The sequence below is a fragment of the Caulobacter sp. genome (genome assembly GCF_039596335.1).
Taxonomy (GTDB): domain Bacteria; phylum Pseudomonadota; class Alphaproteobacteria; order Caulobacterales; family Caulobacteraceae; genus Caulobacter.
Map to the genome: position 1 here is coordinate 21,279 of NZ_JBCNJZ010000013.1, position 16,769 is coordinate 38,047.

The following is a 16,769-nucleotide window of genomic DNA, read 5'->3' on the forward strand; positions in this document are numbered from 1 at the left end:
CCGTGCGGCCGGGCGAATCGCCGCCTAATGCCCGGTCACCCTCAGGCTGGGCTCATGCCGTCCTATCCTGCTCTCTCGCCCTCGATCGACCGATCCCGCGCGCCGCCCTACTGGGAGATGAACGATCATCCCAAGCGGTTCGAGAAGTTGTCGGCCGCCTTGCTCTATGGCGAGGCCGGCGTGGTCCGGGCCGCGCTCTACCGCGTCAATGGGGCGCGTCAGCATGGCATCGACGTCTGGGCCAAGCGCCTGGACGGCGGCCTCGACGTCGTGTCCTGCAAATGCGTGCGCAGCGTCAAGCCCGCCCAGCTGAAGACCTGGTCGAAGGACTTCCTCAGCCACTGGGACAATCGGTGGGGTCCGCGTCAGGTCCGGCGGTTCATCTTGGCCATCGCCGCCGAAAACATCACCGATGAGAAGGTGGAACTGGCCATCGAACAGGAGGCCGCGCGGTTCGAGGCCCTGGGCGTCGACTACGAAATCTGGGCCATCGACGACCTGACCCATCGCCTGCGCTCCCGGCGCGAGATCGCCTACCAATATCTGGACGACCACTGGACGACCCTGATCTGCGGCGGCCCCGCCGCGGCATCGGCCGATCCGGATCTGACCGCCCAGCTCACGGCTGAAATCCATGCGCTTGGCGCGCTTCTGTCCGGACGTGTCGATCACGCCGCGAGCGCGGCGATCGATGCGGTGCGCCGCGGCCAGCACGGCGCCGCCAAGACCTTGATCGCCGATCTTGAGCACGAGGCCAGCCTCCCGACCGCGGCCAAGGCCAGGGTGCTTCGCCTTGCCGCCACGATCGCCCTGCAGGAGGGGCGCGTCGAGGACGCCGAGCGGGTCTGCGCCCAGGCCGAGGCCCTGGCGCCAACGGCCGAGCCGCGCCTGCAGGCTCATATCGCCCTGAGACGCTCGGGGGCGCGCGACGCCCTGGCCGTGCTTGGTCAGCCCGTCAGCCTGGAGGGACGGCAGGCCAAGGCCGGGTTCCTGATCGAGGCTGGAGACCCGGCGGCGGCGGCCAAGGTCCTGGAGGCGTTGGCCGAGGCCGCGCCCGCCGACGCCGAAACCCACCGTCTGCTGGCGATCGCCTACCTGGCCGATGGTCGCCGTGACCTGGCCTTAGCCGCGGCGGATCGCGCCGAGGCGCTGGCTCCAGAGTGGGTCTCGGTGATCCGGGGCGCGGCGATGGTCCGTTACGCGCTGGCGCTGTCGCCCAGCGTGCCTCAGGAGTGGATCTTCTATCCCAATCCCATCGATGCGGCCCTGGTCAAGGAAGACGACGTCGCACGGCGGCGACTGGAGGAAGCGCTCGTCCGCTTCTCGCGGCTCGTCCAGCGACCGGGCGGCGAGCGCCTGGACCGGGTCTGGCGGATGGCTTGCCTGGCCGCGCTCGGCGACCGCAAGGGCGAGACCGAGGCGGCCTGTGGCGCGCTTTTGGCGGATGATCCGATCGATCTCGACGCGCTCGGCTGGGCGCACGTCCATGAGCTTGGCGTCGATTTCGAGTCCGCGATCGTCGCCCTCGGCCGACTCTACGAAGACGGATTCGCCGACGTCGCCGCGGTCAGCCTTTATGCTTGGCTGTTGCTCGCCCATCGCGGGCCGGACCACGCCGCCGCGGCGCTTCGGGCGGGTCTTGCGGTTCAGCATGCTGAAGCGCGCGCCGAGGCCGAAGGTTGGATCGCCGCCTTCGCGTCCGGTGAGCCTGGCCCGCTGGACCTCACCGGTGGTGTGGTCGGGATGGCGCTGGAACAGCACCTGGCCAAGGCCGAAGCGACGGGCGACTGGCAAGCGCTGGAGGCGGAGCTTGACCGCCGGCTGAGCGAGACCCCGCCCCATCCGCTGGGTCTGAAACTGGCCGAAGCGTTCGCGGGCGCTGGCCGCGAGGCGGCTCTGGCCCGCCATCAGCAGGCGCTGCTGGCCTACGAGGTCGGGCGCGGCGTCGAGGTGGCGGCGTTTGTCGTCCGGCGAACCGAACCGGCCAACCTCCTGGGCTTTCTGGAAGCGAACCGAAGCGCGTTTCGCGACGGCAAATTGCCGGAAGATCTGCGGCGTCTCGAAATCGAGGCGCAGATCCGCGACCGCCAGATCATCACCGCGCTGGACAAGGTCCGCGACCTGGCGACCGAGACGCGCTCGCCGCTTGATCGCCAGTACGAGGCCAAGATCCATCTGATGCGCGGCGACGCCGTCGCCGCCCAGCCGATCGTCAGCGAGCTACTGGCCGCCAGATCGATCCCGGCGCTCGACGCGGTCCAGTACTCGCTGGCCTTCACGCGAACCGCGCCCCAGCTGGCGCGCGATCTCGTCCGTCACGCCATCGACACCGGCGTGACCGACGCGGCCTTGCCGCTGTTGTACGATCAGGTGCGGCACATGGGTCTTGACGCCGAAATGGCCGCCCTGACCCCCCATCTGGACGAGGCCGCCGAGCGTCCGAACGGGCCGGTTCAGAAAATCTCCGCCGAGGACATCAAAGCCGCGCGCGAACAGGCCAGGGCGGTCAAGGCCAGCATCGTCGAGCCCTACGAGGCCGGCGCGGCGGCCGTTCACATGGCCGCGCCAGCCTTCGGCGTCAGCCTGGCCGAACTCTATCGCCTGGATCGCACCGCGCAGGATCAGGGTCCCCTTCGACATCTGTTCCTGCGTCACGGCGGGCGATCGATCGACCTTGGCGACGGCTTGGCTTGGCGTGAGCTGACCTATCATCTGGACCTGACGGCCCTGCTGATCGCCGACCAGCTCGATCTCCTGCGTCTGCTGGAAGGCCTGGGTCGCCCGATCCTGATCAGCGCCAGCGTGCTGGACGCGCTTTTCCTGCTTGAGCGCGACACCCAGAAGGGACACGCGGCCTTTCTTCGCGCCGCCGCCGACATCGTCCTCGTCCAGAGCAGGCTCAGGATCGCCGACGGCCAAGAGCCCGAGCGCGCCACGGTGCGCGACAGGCGCGATCGACGGCGGGGCGACCTGGCGGGCCCTACCCCGGCCTCCATCGTGGACTGGCTGGCGGCCGTAGGGGAGATCGCCCCCGAGGCGATCGAGGGCCTTTCGAGCCGGTTTGGCCAAAGCGCACCCGTCGACCCGCCGGCCGATGGCATCCTGCTGTTCGGTGGCGATTGCCTGATCGCCCTGACGGCGGCCGGACTCCTGCCCGCCCTGCTGGCCCGCTTCGAGTGTCGGGTCGAGCCGGGTTTCATAGAGGCGGTCACCGCGGTCCATGCCGGTGCGCGCGACCGCGACCGGCTCGGCGATCGTCTCACGGCGCTTCGACAGCGGATCGCCGCCGGCATCGGCAAGCACTACGCCCTGGCGCCGCGTTGCGCCGATTTCGACCGTCCTGAGGGACCGCCGCCGGACCCTTTCGAACAAGGCCTGATGGACATGATCGCCGCTCCGGCCGGTCCCCAGACCGTGGTCTGGGTCGATGATCGGTTCGTCTCAGGCTTCAACACCACCGATGGAGCCCTCGTCATCGGCGTGGTTGAAATCCTCAACGCCATGACCGCGGCCGGCGACCTCACTGAAGAGGCGCGTCATGGCAAGCTGCAGCAGCTGCGCGCCGCCGGCGCGCTCTTTATTCCCATCGATCCGCAAGAGGTGCTGGTCGAGCTCTGCAAGGCTCCGGTCGTCGGCGGCGCCGTGATCGAGACGGCGGGCCTTCGCCTCCTGCGGCGCTATCTGGCGCTGGCGCTTGGCCAGGATGCACGCCTGCATGTCGGCCGGACGCCGCACGACTCCATTCGGGACCAACCAGAGGAGACCGAGTTCTTGAAGGCGTCGCGCCGGTTGGTCGACGACGTTCTGGTGGCGACCTGGTCGGATCCGTCGCTCTCGATCGAGGCCTGCATGGCGCGGTCCGATTGGCTGTGGGCCAATTTGCGGGTCGAGCAGTTCGTTCGACCGTTCAACCCGGCGGGCGCGGCGGCCTTCCCCGCCCTGTTGGTCGCCGCTCTTCTCACGGCCCCCCACGCGATCTGCCTCGAGACGCCCGAGGCCACGCTGGAGCGTCGTCGGGCCTATTTCGACTGGTTGGAAATGGCGGTTCTGACGCCCCGAGCCATCTTGGGGAACAGCGCCTTTTTCGCAAGGCTCGCGGGTCACGTCCGCGATCTGCTGCTGGGCACGATGGCGCGACGGTCCGACCTGTCGGATGGGGTCGATCCGGATCAGGTGCGCGCTGCCCTGCGGGGGCTCACATCGCTACTCCCGGGTAGTGTCCGCGACCGCTTGATCGAGGACCGAGCGTTCGTTGAGGGCCTCGATCTGCCGACGGTGCGCTACATGGTCTGCGTGGATCGGCGATTTCCGGCCGAGATGTTTTGGGATGGTCTGCGTCGGGCCCTTCGCCAGGGCGAGACCGTCCTGTCCGACGAGAACGGCGAACAGATAACCTTCCGTCGCGACCGCGAAGGGGTTTCGATGGCCACCGCGCCACCGACCTATGTGACCAGTCCCTTGTTCAAGATGGCCCGCGCGGACGAGCGCGACCTGCTCGCGTTGGCGCGGCCCTATTTCGATGAGCTTGATCTTGGCCCGCAGGACCGTGACCGCCTGTTGTCGGAGATCGCCGGCGCGGAGCTTTGGGCCGACCGCATCGCCGCCCTCAACGAAGGCGCGCGCCTATCGATCATCGAGGGTCTCGCCGGCATAGCCGAGACGTTACGCACGCGCGAACCGGCCGGCGTGTCGCTGTTCAAGCCTCCAACCTTTTCCCGGCTCCTGCACTATGTTCGGCGCGATCCGTCGCGCGTCCAGCCGCTCGCCGAACGCTGGGCGGCGTTGGAGGCCAAGATCGGACCTCTACACGCGTTTCGACGCCTGCAAGGGGCGCCGGTTCTGCTCGCTGACGTCGTCGCGCCAGGTATTAAGGGCAAGGCCGGTCGCGATGCGGCCAAGCAGATCTTCGACGCCGCCCAAACGCCGCTGGGCGTCTTACAGGCGGCGGCGCTGGCCAAACGTCTAGGCCGCGCCAAGGCGGCCAAGACGCTGGTCAAGCGCTTCGTCTACGCGGTCGAACGGCACGGCGCGCACTTCATTGCCGTGCTGCGGTGGCTGGAGCGCGAACTCGAGAGCGATCCAGAGTGGGCGAGGGCCGAGGCGAGCCTGCGGTTCGAAGCCTTGTGGGCCTATGCCGACAGGCTCTTGGAAGTTCAGATCGCCCACAATGTCTGGGGCGAGAAGGCCGTGGCGTTCTTCGAGGAGAACCTGGCCAGCAGCCCGCTGTCGATGGTGCTGACCCGGCAAGCCGACTACGTCCTCGACTGCGCCTGCCCTGAGATTCTGAGCGTCGAGGCTTTGCTCTATCATGGCTTGGCGGTGCTGCACGGCGAGGGCCTAAAGCCGACCGATCTTGGCGAGCCGCTGGCGCTGAAGGTCTTCAGTCGCCTGGTGCTGGTGCGGGGCGAAAGCCTGGTCCCCGCCTCGGGCCTCCTGCTTCGCGGCCCACACCTGCAGAACAGCCTGAATGGCTTTCTGACCCGAGCGCCCAAGGGGCTCTTCGACGAAGAGGCCATGCCGCAAGCGCGGCGCAAGTTGGAAATCGACGCGGCCCTGGAGCGGCTCGAAGCCGATCCGAGCGCTGAGGCGGCCTGGGCCACCCTGGCGGCGTTGGGACGCCCGGCCTTCACCGCCGATCACGGCCAACGGTTCAACGCCCTGTTCGAGACAATCGATCTATGGATCCTCGATCAGGCCTCGCCGGGCGCGAAAGCGGCGCGGGTCGCCGTCGAAACCCAGGTGCGCTCTGCGCCGCGGCTTGAACCGCTGGTCCTCGAGGCCAAGCTGGGCGCCTATGCGACCGCCGCTCGCGCCCGTTATCCTGGTCCCCTGCGCGAGGGCGGGCCCGCTTCGGCCGCATTCGACGAACTCCTGGAAATGGCCGCCGCGATCGCCCGCGGCCCGGACGGCGCTCAAGCGCTTGCCCAATTCGCGGGCCTCGCGGTCAGCTTGGCGCGGACGTGGCCCGAAAGCGCCCCATCCTGGCGCACCGTCTTTGACGCCCTCGTCCGCCGCAGCGATCCGGCCGAGTCGCGCGTGCTGTGGCGCGGGCATCTAGACCTTCGCGCGCTGCCCTAGGGTGCAAGTGAGGTCTTAAACCTAGTAAGTCCGTTCACCCGTGCGTCCGCACTTGATCATGGTGCAGCCATGCGCCAAAAAGACCTATGGTTGTAGCGTTTCGGCGGATGCCCGGCGGTAAGTCGGATGATTGAGCGCCTCACGGAGCGGGAGCGCCAGATCCTCGAATTGGCGGCGCGCCATCTGACGTCCAAAGAGATCGGGCCGCTTTTGGGCATCCGCCCGGCCTCGGTCGACACGTTCATGCAGGCGATCATTCGCAAACTCGGGGTGGCCGGCCGCAAGCAGGCGGTGATCGCCTACCTCGCCGCCACGTCTGCCCGCACGGCGGTCCATCGGGACGATCTCGACTTTGGATCATCGCCAGTGTCGGCGCCCGATCCTTCCCCTCCAACTGCATCCGTCGTCGGTGACGGTGATCACGAACCGCTCCCCGCTTCGAGCCACCCATCCTCGGCCGCCGAGGCGGAGACGTGGGGCGCTCACGCCGAGCGCATGCGGCCACGAACAGGCCGCTGGGTGAGATGGGGCCTGGGATCGCCGGCCCGACGACTGGTCGCCGTTGCGATCGCCGCGATGGTTTTAGGCCTGGTCACCCTTGGCGCTGTCGCCGTGGGAGCTGGCCTGAACCGGGCGTTTGATCGGATGCTCGACGACCACGTCAGCCACCCAAACGGCCGGTCAGGCCGAAGCCAGAGTACGCACGATGCAGAATTTGACCGGGGCGCGCGTCGCCAAGCAGCTGTTTTCAGCTGAGGACGCCATCGATCACACGTTGGGCGAAACGGCCAAGCTCATCACCTCCATGTGCGAGGCGCGGATCGCCAACAAGCTGCCGGCCATCGCCGGCCAGAGGGTGATCGGCGGCGCCACCGAAGCGCTCGCCGCCCTGGAGCGCGCCCGACGCAGCGTCCTGGACACCCACGAGGGTCTCGCCGACCTGCGCGACGAATACGGTTTCGAGGCGATCGCCGCGGGGGTCCTGCACAAGCCGGAAGGCATGACCCCCACGGGTGCGCTCGAGGCGGCCGCCTAGGATCGTCGCGCCCGTGTTCCCCTGGTCTCCTCTCGTCTTCGCGATCGGCATGGTGGTGGTCTGCATCACCGCGCTCGTGCGCGGCGGCTGGGAGGAGAAGGTCATGGGCGCGATCTATCTGGCGGCCTGCATGGCCAGCCTGGCGGTCGAAAGGCGTCCCTGGACCGGACCCCAGGGCGCCGTAATCGCGATCGACGGCCTCGTGCTGATCGCCGCGCTCGCCGTCGTAGTGGCCTCGCATAAGCTCTGGCCCATCGTGGCGGCGGGGTTCCAGGTCCTGACGGTCGGGGCTCACCTGGCGTTCTTGGCGGCCGACGGTCGTCTGGGCGCGCCCGGTTATCTGACCGTCCTGGCCTTATGGAGCTACGGCACGGTCGCCTGTCTCGTCTGGGGCGCGGGATCTGGCCTTCAGCTGCCCGCGCCCTTGCGGCGTCAGATCTAAGGAGATGAACCCAGCCCGGCCGCCTGATGACGTGGGCCCGGGCGACACGGGACGAGCTGAACGCCCCTTGGTGTGACGGCCGCCCCAAGCGAAGTGAATTTGCCGGTGTTCCGAAAAGAATCCGGCATGCGGAGTGTTCGCCGCTTGAGAACGGCCTGTGCTTTGAGTGTGTCGACGACGCGTGACGCCGGCTGGATCCGTACCAGCAGGAGTAGATTTCGTGAGCAATGTTCTATCGCCTCGCCTGCGCCAATGCCTGATCCTGGCGCGTGACGGTCATACGGCTGTCGAGATCGGTTTCATCTTGGGACTGTCGTATCGGACGGTGAACCAGTACCTGTCGGACGCCTATAAACGGCTGGGCGCGCGCAATCGGATGCAGGCGGTCGCCATCGCCATCCAGCGCGGCGAGATCCCGCCCACCGAGCCGATGCTAGTACCGATTTCGACTGATCGGCCCTCGCCCTCTCCGTCGTCGCCGACGTCACCGCCGCCGCCGGCGATCTGACGGTTTCTCGAACTCGCCTGCGCAGCGCGCCGTAGAGACCCTGCGGCGCGCTTTGCTGCGTCCGCACGGCGGCGGCGGCCCGCGATCGTCCAAGCCGCGCGGAGGCGGAAGCTTCAGCACTGAGATTATGCGGTTGGAGATCTCCACCCGCAGGACTCCACCCCGATTTCCTCGGAATTGTCGTCCCCATAACGGGTTTGACACGATCGCTTCGACTCAACCCGAGGCGCCCATGACCCGCCCCCAATCCGACTACGACCGCCGCCGTTCCGTCGCCGTGCGGCTCATGCTTGGCCTGGTGCTGACCACCTTGGCCACCGAACCGGCCTGGGCGGGCGGAACGGGCGGCGCCATGCCCTGGGATAATTGGCTCACCTCGATCGCCGATTCAATCACTGGGCCCGTGGCCAAGGCCATCGGGATTATCGCCATCGCCATCACCGCCCTGGGCGTCGCGGTCTCCGAGGGCGGGTCCTGGGTGCGCAAGGGCATGCAGGTGATGTTCGCCCTGAGCATCGCCTTCTCAGCCGTCACCTTCATCGGCTTCCTGGGGTTCACCGGCGGGGCGGCGTTCTGATGGACGCGATCGACGGTTTCGAGCTCCCATTCCACGACGCGCTGTCCGAGCCGGTCACCCTGGCGGGCGTCCCGCACACGGCCGCGGTGCTGATCGGCGGGCTGACGGCGATCCTGGCCCTGGGCCTGCAGACCCCGTGGATCGGCTTGCCGCTGGGCGCTGTGCTCTACGCCGTGGCGCTCTGGATGGCCAAGCGCGACCCCTATGTCTTCGACATCCTGGGCCGCCATCTTCGCCAACCTTCGCACCTGGACGGCTGACCCATGCTGTACCTGGGTGAGTACCGGTCTCGTTCGCGCCGTCTTTCCGATCACCTGCCCTGGGCGTTGCTCATCGCGCCGGGCGTGGTGCTCAACAAGGACGGCAGCTTTCAGCAGACCCTGGAGTTTCGCGGTCCGGACCTGGCCAGCGCCACCGCCGCGGGTCTGATGGGCGTACGCGCCCAGCTCAACAACGCTCTGCGCCGCCTCGGATCGCGTTGGTGCCTCCACGTCGAGGCCGTGCGCGCGGCCTCGCGATCCTATCCGGTCAGCGCCTTTCCCGATCCGGTCAGCCACCTGGTCGACGAGGAGCGCCGCGCCGCCTTCGAGGCCGAGGCGGTTCACTTCGAGACCCGCTACTTCGCCAGCTTCACCTACCTGCCGCCCCAGGACGCCATCGGCAAGGCCGAGAGCCTCCTGATCGAGAACCTGCCGCAGGGGCGCGGAGCCCAGGCGCTCTACCGCCAGGCCCTGGCCGAGTTCCAGGCCACGGTCGGCGGAATCCGGGACATCCTGGCCGGGGTGTTTCCGCTCGTGCGGATGCTCGACGACGCCGAGACCTTGACCTTCCTGCACGCCTGCGTCTCATCAAAGCCCCACCCGGTGACCCCGCCCGATCCACCGGCCTATCTCGACGCGGTGCTGACCGACGACGACTTCGCCGGCGGCCTCTATCCGCGCCTGGGCCGCCAGTACCTGCGCACCATCTCGATCCGCGCCTATCCGCCGGTGTCCTGGCCCGGCATGCTCGACCAGCTCAACAGCCTGGGCCTGGCCTATCGCTGGGTCTGCCGCTTCCTGCCGCTCGACAAGGAGGACGCGCGGCGCGCCATCACCACCCTGCGCAAGCGCTGGTTCTCAAAGCGCAAGGGCATGCTGGCCATCCTCAAGGAGGCGATCACCCACGAGCCCTCGCTGCTGGAGGATCCCGACGCCCTGCAAAAGGCGCGCGACGCCGACACCGCCCTGGCCGTGCTCGGCGGCGACGGCGCCAGCATGGGCTATCTGACGCCCACCATCACCCTCTTCGATCCCGATCCGGACGCACTGGCGGCCAAGGTCCGGCGCGTGGAGGCGGTGATCAACCGCGCCGGGTTCGTGGCCAAGGTCGAGGATCTCAACGCCGTCGAGGCCTGGCTCGGCAGCTTGCCCGGCCAAGCCTATGCAGACGTTCGCCGGCCAATGGTCTCGACGCTCAATCTCTGTGACGTTCTGCCCGTCTCGGCGATCTGGCCCGGGCCGCTGCGCAACGCGCATCTGAGCCAGGAGGCCGAGAAGCGCGGCGTCGGCGGCGAACAACCCGCCCTGATGCATGCCCGCACGGCCGCCACCACGCCCTTCCGGCTCGACCTGCACCAGGGCGATGTCGGCCACACCTTCGTGGTCGGGCCCACGGGCGCGGGCAAGTCGGTGCTGCTCGACGTCCTCGTGCTGCAGTGGCTGCGCTACCCTCAGGCCCAGGTTCGCTTCTTCGACAAAGGCCGCAGCGCCCGCGCCGCGACCCTCCTGGTCGGCGGACAACACCACGAGCTGGGTGAGGCCGGAGGCCTGGCGTTCCAGCCGCTGGCCGACATCGATCGACCCGAGGTCCGGATCTGGGCGCTGGAATGGCTGGCCGGGATCGTGGCGGGCGCGGGCATCGCGCTCGATCCAGGGCAGAAGGCCGAGCTCTGGACGGCCCTGGGCAATCTCGCCGAGGGTCCACGCCAGCAGCGGACCCTCACCGTCCTGGTGGCCACCATCCAAGACTGGGTGCTCAAGGACGCCCTGGCGCCATTCACCCTGTCGGGCCCGCATGGCCGGCTTCTCGACGCCGATCATGACGGCCTGGCCCTGGCCGATGTGCTGACCTTCGAGATGGGAACCCTGATGGCCCAGCCGGCCGTGGTCGGGCCGGTGCTCACCTACCTCTTCCACGCGCTCGAGCGCGGGTTCGACGGACGTCCGACGCTCCTGGTTCTCGACGAGGCCTGGCTCTTCCTCGATTCCGACGCCTTCGCCGGCAAGATCCGCGAGTGGCTCAAGACCCTGCGCAAGCTCAATGTCGCCGTGGTGTTCGCGACCCAGAGCCTGGCCGACATACAGCGCTCGGCCATCGCGCCGACCCTGATCGAAAGCTGCCCGACCCGGATCTTCCTGCCCAATCCCGATGCCCGCACCCCGCAGATCGCCGCCTTCTATGCGGACCTCGGCTTGAACGCCCAGCAGATCGAGATCATCGCCACCGCCGCGCCCAAGCGCGAGTACTACTACCAGAGCCCCGCCGGCCACCGCCTGTTCGAGTTGGGTCTTGGCCCCATCGCCTTGGCCGTGGCCGGGTCCAGCAGCCCCGGCGATCAACGCCTGATCGACAAGGCCTGGGCAGAGGCCGGGGCGGCAGGCTTTGCCGCCGCCTTCTTCCGGGCCAAGGGCCTCACGCAGGCGGCCGCCTTTGTCAGCGAGGCGCGCCGTGCGGCCTGACCTCCCGATGTTCCGCCTTCGAACGCCGCGCGCGCGCCGGCTCGCCTTTGTCCTGGCCCTGGCGCCCGGACCGGCTGGCCTGGTGGCGGCCGTCAATCTGTGGACCAGCCCCTGGCTGCTGGCCCTGAGCCTGGTCTGGATCGGCGTCATGGTCTGGCGCCTGCGCGGCTTGGTCATCAGCCAACCCGCCCGTCCCGCCCCGCCGATCCCGGAGCCCGAGCCATGATCGCGTCGCGCCGCCGCCTTTTCTTGTTCATCACCGCAGTGTTGGGGGCCGTCCCGCTCGCCAAGGCGCGCGCCCAGCTGATCGTCGAGGACCCCAGCGCCATCGCTCAGGCGATCAAGCAGGTCCAGCAGGGCCTGCAGCAGATCCAGCACCTGCGCGATCAGGTGGCTCAGCAGGCCCGGATGCTGCAGAGCCTGGGAACCGACGTCACCGGTCCTCTAGGATCGATCGTCTCGGACGCCACGGCGCTGATGCGCCAGGCCCAGGGCCTGGGCTACCAGGCCGCCGACCTTTCGCGCGACTTCGCCAACCTCTATCCGCAGGACCTGGCCGGTCTGTCGCCGCAGGCCCTGGCCCAGCGCCTGGCCAGTTGGGGCCAGAACAGCCGCGCCACGCTCGAACAGGCGATGCAGGTGCAAAATCAGATTGTCCAGGCCCAGCCAGCCACGGCTCAGGCCGTCGGCGCGGCCGTGGCCGCGTCCCAGAACGCGGCGGGGCAGACCGCCGCCGTCCAGGCGACCAACCAGCTCCTGATGGCGCTCTCCACCCAGCTGACTCAGCTGCAGACCCTGCTGATCAGCCAGGCGCGCCAGCAACAGACCTGGGAGGCCGAACGGCAGGCGGTCGTCTCTAAGAGCGAGGCGGACCGCCAGCGCAATTCGGTGCTGACGCGCAGCCCGCCGCGCTTCTCCGGAGATATCCTGAAATGACCCGACTTCCTTTCCTGACCCTCGCCCTGGCGCTTGGTCTTGCGGCCTGCGGACCCCAGCCGACTAACGCCGCCAAGGCGCCGGCCAAGCCTGTCGCGGCGAAGGGGCGCAAATGTCCGGACCCGGACATCCGCGACACCAAGGATCCGTGCTCGGTGGCCTATCTGACCCCGCACAAGCCGCGCTTCAAAGTCGACATCCTCAAGTAGGGCCTCGATGCAGACCGCTTCTCCGGCCGCTCTCGATGACTTCATCGCCCGCTACACCAGTCAGCTTGGCGCTGGCTTTGGTTTGATCCATGGCGACGTCCAGGCCACGTTCGGCGCGCTGATGGTGATCAGCCTCTGCTTGGCGGCGCTGCTCTGGGCGATCGACGAGAACCAGAACGTGCCGGCGGGCCTGATCCGCAAGATGCTGCTGTTCGGCTTCTTCGCCTGGCTGATCTCCAGCTGGCACGACCTGACTCTGACCGTGGTCAAGGGTTTCGTGGCTCTGGGCCTGAAGGCCGGCGGCGGTCAGATGAGCGCGTCGGACCTGATGAACGCGCCCTCGAAGATCGTCCTCGACGGGCTGGGGGTGGCGTTCGAACTGCTCAGGTACGTCGGCCGCGTCGCCAGCGAAGGGATGGGGGTCGGGTTCTTTACCCACATCGACACCATACTGGTCACCGCCATCGTCATCGTCGGCGTGATCCTAGCCTTCATCCTCTTAGGCGTGGAGGTGGTGGTGACGGTGATCGAGTTCTACGTCGTCACCCTGATCTCGTTCGTCATGGTGCCCTTCGGCATTCTCACCCAGACCTCGTTCCTGGCCGAACGCGCCATCGCCTACGTGCCGTCGGTGGGGGTGAAGATGATGGCCCTGGCCCTGGTCATCTCGATCGGCGAGCAGATCTTCACCTCCTACACGCTCTCGGCCGAGCCGACCTGGCAGGAGAGCTGCGGCATGCTGGTGGCCGCGATCGTCCTTTTGATGCTGGCCCTGAAGATCCCCGCCGTCGCGGCCGCCCAGATCACCGGCAGCCCCCAGCTCAGCGCCGGCTCGGCGGCCGCCAGCGTGGTCGGCATCGCCGCCACCATCGGCGGGGCGGCCCTGGCTGGACGCTGGCTGGCCAGCGGAACCGCCCAGAGCGCCGGCGCGGCCATGACCGCCGCGCGCCAGATTCGCGGCGGAGGCCCGACCGCCGCGTCTTCCTCGTCGCCGTCCTCTTCTTCGACGGGCGGCGCGTCCGGCGACAAGCGCTCTGGCGGTTCGGGAGCGACCGGGGGCGCGACGGCGTCGGCGGCGACCACCACGGCCGGAGACGGCGGCGCATCGACGCCAGCGGCGGACGGCGATGACGGCGGGTCCAGCGCGTCGGGGCGGGCCTTCAGCCCCCGTCGCTGGTCGGGACCCAGCGACCCCGACCCACCGATCCCGCCGTCCGGCGGGCCGCGTCTCGGCGATGCCGACGACGGCGCCTCAGCGTGATCGCGCCCAGGAGCATTCTATGCAGAACGCCTTCAAACGTCCCACAGAGCGGTACGGCGACTCGCGTCCCGTCGAGACGCCCTATCACCGGGCCGCCCAGGTCCACGATGACCGAGACGGGGCCAAGCTCGTCCAGGCCCGCAACTGGCGGCTGATGGCGTTCGGCTGCCTGGCGCTGGCGAGCCTGAGCACGGGCGCCTTCGCCTATGTGCAGCTGACCCGGCCGGTCCGGGCCTATTATGTGCCGGTCGACCCCACCGGCCGTCCCGGCCGGATCGAGGCGGCCGACCAGGTCTATCGGCCGACCCAGGCGCAGATCGCCTTCGTCGTGGCCGACTTCGTCTCACTCGTCCGCGCCAAGAGCACCGACCCTATCGTCCTGCGCCAGAACTGGACCCGCGCCTACGGCTTCATCGCCGGCGACGCCAAGACCACGCTCTCCGACTATGCCCGCACGAGCGATCCATTCGCGCGGCTCGGCCAGGAGGCGGTGTCGGTGGAGATCGTCGCGGTCCTGCCGCGCGGTCCGAGCAGCTACCAGGTCCAATGGCGCGAGACCCGCTTCGAGCAGGGCGCGCCCGCCCCGCCCGAGCGCTGGACCGGGGTTTTCACCATCAACCAGCGTCGGCCGCGCAACGAGGTCGAGCTGCGCGCCAACCCGCTCGGCATCGTCATTACCGCTTTCCAGTGGAGCCGCGAACTATGAGCCGCTCGCCCGTCGTTCTCCTCGTGGCCAGTCTTTCCGCCGCGATCCTAGCCACCGTGGGGCCGGCCATATCGACCCCGGACGGGGCAGCCTTCGCCGCGCCGGCCGAGCCGTCCGGTTCCAAGGCCAAGGTCGGGTCCGAACCGCCGATCCCAAAGCCCGCGGCCTCGCCTGCGTCCGTCGCCATGAAGCCCGTTCCCAATCCGCCCGAGGCAAAGCCGCGGGCTCCGAGGGCCAGGCCCGGCCATCAACGCCGGGCTAGCGCCGCCGCCCAGGCCAACGCCCAGGCCCGCGACTGGCCAAGCTCGGCGGCCTATGTGAACTCGGCGCTGTTCTACGATTTCGAGCCGGGGCGCATCTACACGATCCAGACCAGCCCGCGGTTTCTGACCACCATCCAGCTGCGCGCCGGCGAGAAGCTGATCGCCAAGGCCGCCGGCGACACCGTGCGCTGGGTGCTGGGCGAGACGGTCGCCGGCTCGGGCGAGACCGCCCAGGTGACCGTCTTCGTCAAACCCATCCGCCCTGGCCTGCGCACCAATATCGTCCTGACCACGGACCAGCGGACCTATCTGATCGACGCCTCGAGCAACGCCGCGGCCAGCTACACCAGCGTCATGGCCTGGAACTACCCGCAGGAGGAGGCCCGGTCGGCCGCCGCCGATCGCCAGCAGGCCCTGGCCGCCGCGGCCGTCTCCATCGCCCCGGACGTTGTCGTCGACCGCTTGAACTTCCGCTACCGGATCGATCCGCGCGATCGCCGCGCCCCGGCCTGGACGCCTGTGCGCGTCTTCGATGACGGACAGAAGACCTATATCGAGTTTCCGGCCGACCTTTCGACCCGCTCGGCCCCGCCGCTGTTCCTGCTCGGCGATCGGGACCGCGCCGAGCTCGTCAACTACCGGCAATCGGGCGTCTACTACGTCATTGATCGGCTGATCGAGCGGGCCGAGCTGCGCCTGGGCGAAAAGCGCCAGGATGTCGTTCGGATCACCCGCCAGGGGGGCGGACGATGAGTCCGGCGCCGCCCCCGGGGACCACGGTCGATGATCCCGCGGCCGGCGCGAAGGTCTCGCCTCGGTCGGTCCTGGACGCGCCGCGCCATCCCATCGCCCGTTATCGTCCAGCCGCGATTCTGGGCGGGCTCTTTCTGGTCCTGCTCCTGGTCGGCGTCGGCTTCATGGTCGCCTTCGGCGGCGGTCGCAAGCCACCGGCCGAAGCGACCAGCCAGCCGCCCGCCAATGATGCGACCGGCCCCGCGCCGATCGACGATCGGCTGCCTGCGTCCTACGGCGAGCTTGGCCCTCCCGCCGCGGCCCAGGCCGGCATCGCGGCGGGTGCAGCCCCCGCGGCGGCGCCCGGCGCGGTCCCCGGTTCCGGCACGGGCGCGGCCTCGCCCCAACCCGATCCTGCCCGTCAGCAACAGCTCCAGGAGCTCTCGGCCGCCCATCGGTCCGGACCGTTCTTCGGCGGGGCGGTAGGTCAGGCCAGCGCCGCGCCATCGGCAGTTCCGTCGACGCCACCTGGCGCAGGCGCGCCACCGACGCCGGCGCCGGTCGGCGCCAAGGAGGCGTTCATCGCCCGCACGTCAGGCCCGTCGCAGGCCTATGTCGCCAGCCTCCCGCAGCCGCCGCTTAGCCCCTACGAGGTCAAGGCGGGCTCTGTGATCGCCGCGGCCCTGATCACTGGCCTCAATTCCGATCTTCCGGGCCTGGTGATCGCCCAGGTCACCGAGCCGGTGTTCGATCATCGCACCGGCACGGTGGTGCTGATCCCGCAAGGCGCGCGGTTGATCGGCAAGTACGACAGCCAGGTCGCCTACGGCCAGGACCGGGTCCTGCTCGTCTGGACGCGGCTGATCTATCCGAGCGGCCGCTCGATGGACCTAGGCGGCATGACCGGGGCGGACGCCACCGGCGCGGCCGGCCTCTCCGACCGCGCCGACACCCACCTGCCGGTGCTAGCGCGAGCGATCGGGCTTTCGACCCTGATCACGATCGGCGGCACCCTCGCCCAGAACAGCGGCTCGCGCGGCAGCGACAATCTGGTGCTGCAGGACAGCGGCGGCGGGATCGCCGCCCAGGCCAGTCAGACCGGCCAACGGCTGGTCGAACGGGATCTGCAGCGCAGCCCGACCTTGAGAATTCGGCCGGGCTTTCCCGTTCGAGTGATGGTCGACAAGGACCTGGTCCTGCCGCCCGAAGCAGTGGGAGGTCGTTGATGCGGGGCGACTCGACCCGCGAGTCCGATTCTTCTTCAGTTCAAGACGTTTATTCGCGCGTCGTCGGTTTTGGCC

The 16,769-nt window shown here is 68.9% G+C and carries 15 protein-coding genes; all 15 read left to right on the forward strand.

Annotated features, from left to right (window positions below):
* The first annotated feature begins 54 nt into the window (after positions 1 to 54).
* The 15 genes from ABDW31_RS22820 to ABDW31_RS22890 all read left to right on the forward strand — a co-directional run bounded on the left by ABDW31_RS22820 (position 55) and on the right by ABDW31_RS22890 (position 16,694).
* The gene (locus tag ABDW31_RS22820) at positions 55 to 6,078 is read left to right on the forward strand and encodes a hypothetical protein (protein ID WP_343699591.1); all 6,024 of its coding nucleotides are present in this window, start codon (positions 55 to 57) and stop codon (positions 6,076 to 6,078) included.
* Between the two features lie 126 nt (positions 6,079 to 6,204).
* Positions 6,205 to 6,834, forward strand: coding sequence for a helix-turn-helix transcriptional regulator (locus ABDW31_RS22825; RefSeq protein WP_343699592.1), 630 nt, complete (start codon positions 6,205 to 6,207; stop codon positions 6,832 to 6,834).
* Complete coding sequence (locus tag ABDW31_RS22830) at positions 6,785 to 7,114, forward strand: hypothetical protein (RefSeq protein ID WP_343699593.1); 330 nt, start codon at positions 6,785 to 6,787, stop codon at positions 7,112 to 7,114. The genes ABDW31_RS22825 and ABDW31_RS22830 overlap by 50 nt, the downstream gene beginning before the upstream one ends.
* A gap of 13 nt (positions 7,115 to 7,127) precedes the next feature.
* Entirely contained in the window at positions 7,128 to 7,556 is a 429-nt protein-coding gene (locus tag ABDW31_RS22835; RefSeq protein WP_343699594.1) for a hypothetical protein, read from the forward strand.
* Positions 7,557 to 7,776: 220 nt separating this feature from the next.
* Positions 7,777 to 8,064, forward strand: a complete 288-nt coding sequence (locus tag ABDW31_RS22840; RefSeq protein ID WP_343699595.1) for a helix-turn-helix transcriptional regulator — start codon at positions 7,777 to 7,779, stop codon at positions 8,062 to 8,064.
* 232 nt (positions 8,065 to 8,296) lie between these two features.
* On the forward strand, positions 8,297 to 8,641 hold the full coding sequence (locus tag ABDW31_RS22845; protein ID WP_343699596.1) for a TrbC/VirB2 family protein: 345 nt from the start codon (positions 8,297 to 8,299) through the stop codon (positions 8,639 to 8,641).
* The gene (locus ABDW31_RS22850) at positions 8,641 to 8,901 is read left to right on the forward strand and encodes a VirB3 family type IV secretion system protein (RefSeq protein WP_343699597.1); all 261 of its coding nucleotides are present in this window, start codon (positions 8,641 to 8,643) and stop codon (positions 8,899 to 8,901) included. The genes ABDW31_RS22845 and ABDW31_RS22850 overlap by 1 nt, the downstream gene beginning before the upstream one ends.
* Before the next feature lie 3 nt (positions 8,902 to 8,904).
* Positions 8,905 to 11,361, forward strand: coding sequence for a conjugal transfer protein TrbE (gene trbE / locus ABDW31_RS22855; RefSeq protein WP_343699598.1), 2,457 nt, complete (start codon positions 8,905 to 8,907; stop codon positions 11,359 to 11,361).
* Positions 11,351 to 11,587: a hypothetical protein gene (locus tag ABDW31_RS22860; protein WP_343699599.1), complete on the forward strand. Its 237-nt coding sequence runs from the start codon at positions 11,351 to 11,353 to the stop codon at positions 11,585 to 11,587. Before trbE ends, ABDW31_RS22860 begins: the two co-directional genes overlap by 11 nt.
* Positions 11,584 to 12,297 carry a conjugal transfer protein TrbJ gene (locus ABDW31_RS22865; RefSeq protein WP_343699600.1) on the forward strand — a complete coding sequence of 238 codons (714 nt, stop codon included), beginning with the start codon at positions 11,584 to 11,586 and terminating at the stop codon, positions 12,295 to 12,297. The genes ABDW31_RS22860 and ABDW31_RS22865 overlap by 4 nt, the downstream gene beginning before the upstream one ends.
* Positions 12,294 to 12,506, forward strand: a complete 213-nt coding sequence (locus ABDW31_RS22870; RefSeq protein WP_343699601.1) for a hypothetical protein — start codon at positions 12,294 to 12,296, stop codon at positions 12,504 to 12,506. The genes ABDW31_RS22865 and ABDW31_RS22870 overlap by 4 nt, the downstream gene beginning before the upstream one ends.
* Positions 12,507 to 12,513: 7 nt before the next feature.
* A complete protein-coding gene (gene trbL / locus ABDW31_RS22875; RefSeq protein WP_343699602.1) occupies positions 12,514 to 13,767 on the forward strand; it encodes a P-type conjugative transfer protein TrbL in 1,254 nt (417 codons plus the stop codon).
* Positions 13,768 to 13,786: 19 nt separating this feature from the next.
* The gene (trbF, locus tag ABDW31_RS22880; RefSeq protein WP_343699603.1) at positions 13,787 to 14,473 is read left to right on the forward strand and encodes a conjugal transfer protein TrbF; all 687 of its coding nucleotides are present in this window, start codon (positions 13,787 to 13,789) and stop codon (positions 14,471 to 14,473) included.
* The gene (gene trbG, locus ABDW31_RS22885) at positions 14,470 to 15,489 is read left to right on the forward strand and encodes a P-type conjugative transfer protein TrbG (protein ID WP_343699604.1); all 1,020 of its coding nucleotides are present in this window, start codon (positions 14,470 to 14,472) and stop codon (positions 15,487 to 15,489) included. Before trbF ends, trbG begins: the two co-directional genes overlap by 4 nt.
* Positions 15,486 to 16,694 (forward strand): TrbI/VirB10 family protein, encoded by a 1,209-nt coding sequence (locus ABDW31_RS22890; protein ID WP_343699605.1) that lies wholly within the window; start codon positions 15,486 to 15,488, stop codon positions 16,692 to 16,694. Before trbG ends, ABDW31_RS22890 begins: the two co-directional genes overlap by 4 nt.
* Positions 16,695 to 16,769 lie beyond the last annotated feature (75 nt).

What these genes read in the sequence shown, in the direction of transcription:
- trbF (WP_343699603.1), top strand. Translation starts at nt 13,787, where the DNA reads ATGCAGAACGCCTTCAAACGTCCCACAGAGCGGTACGGCGACTCGCGT.
- ABDW31_RS22890 (WP_343699605.1), top strand. Translation starts at nt 15,486, where the DNA reads ATGAGTCCGGCGCCGCCCCCGGGGACCACGGTCGATGATCCCGCGGCC.
- trbL (WP_343699602.1), top strand. Translation starts at nt 12,514, where the DNA reads ATGCAGACCGCTTCTCCGGCCGCTCTCGATGACTTCATCGCCCGCTAC.
- ABDW31_RS22865 (WP_343699600.1), top strand. Translation starts at nt 11,584, where the DNA reads ATGATCGCGTCGCGCCGCCGCCTTTTCTTGTTCATCACCGCAGTGTTG.
- trbG (WP_343699604.1), top strand. Translation starts at nt 14,470, where the DNA reads ATGAGCCGCTCGCCCGTCGTTCTCCTCGTGGCCAGTCTTTCCGCCGCG.
- ABDW31_RS22825 (WP_343699592.1), top strand. Translation starts at nt 6,205, where the DNA reads ATGATTGAGCGCCTCACGGAGCGGGAGCGCCAGATCCTCGAATTGGCG.
- ABDW31_RS22845 (WP_343699596.1), top strand. Translation starts at nt 8,297, where the DNA reads ATGACCCGCCCCCAATCCGACTACGACCGCCGCCGTTCCGTCGCCGTG.
- trbE (WP_343699598.1), top strand. Translation starts at nt 8,905, where the DNA reads ATGCTGTACCTGGGTGAGTACCGGTCTCGTTCGCGCCGTCTTTCCGAT.
- ABDW31_RS22850 (WP_343699597.1), top strand. Translation starts at nt 8,641, where the DNA reads ATGGACGCGATCGACGGTTTCGAGCTCCCATTCCACGACGCGCTGTCC.
- ABDW31_RS22820 (WP_343699591.1), top strand. Translation starts at nt 55, where the DNA reads ATGCCGTCCTATCCTGCTCTCTCGCCCTCGATCGACCGATCCCGCGCG.
- ABDW31_RS22870 (WP_343699601.1), top strand. Translation starts at nt 12,294, where the DNA reads ATGACCCGACTTCCTTTCCTGACCCTCGCCCTGGCGCTTGGTCTTGCG.
- ABDW31_RS22830 (WP_343699593.1), top strand. Translation starts at nt 6,785, where the DNA reads ATGCAGAATTTGACCGGGGCGCGCGTCGCCAAGCAGCTGTTTTCAGCT.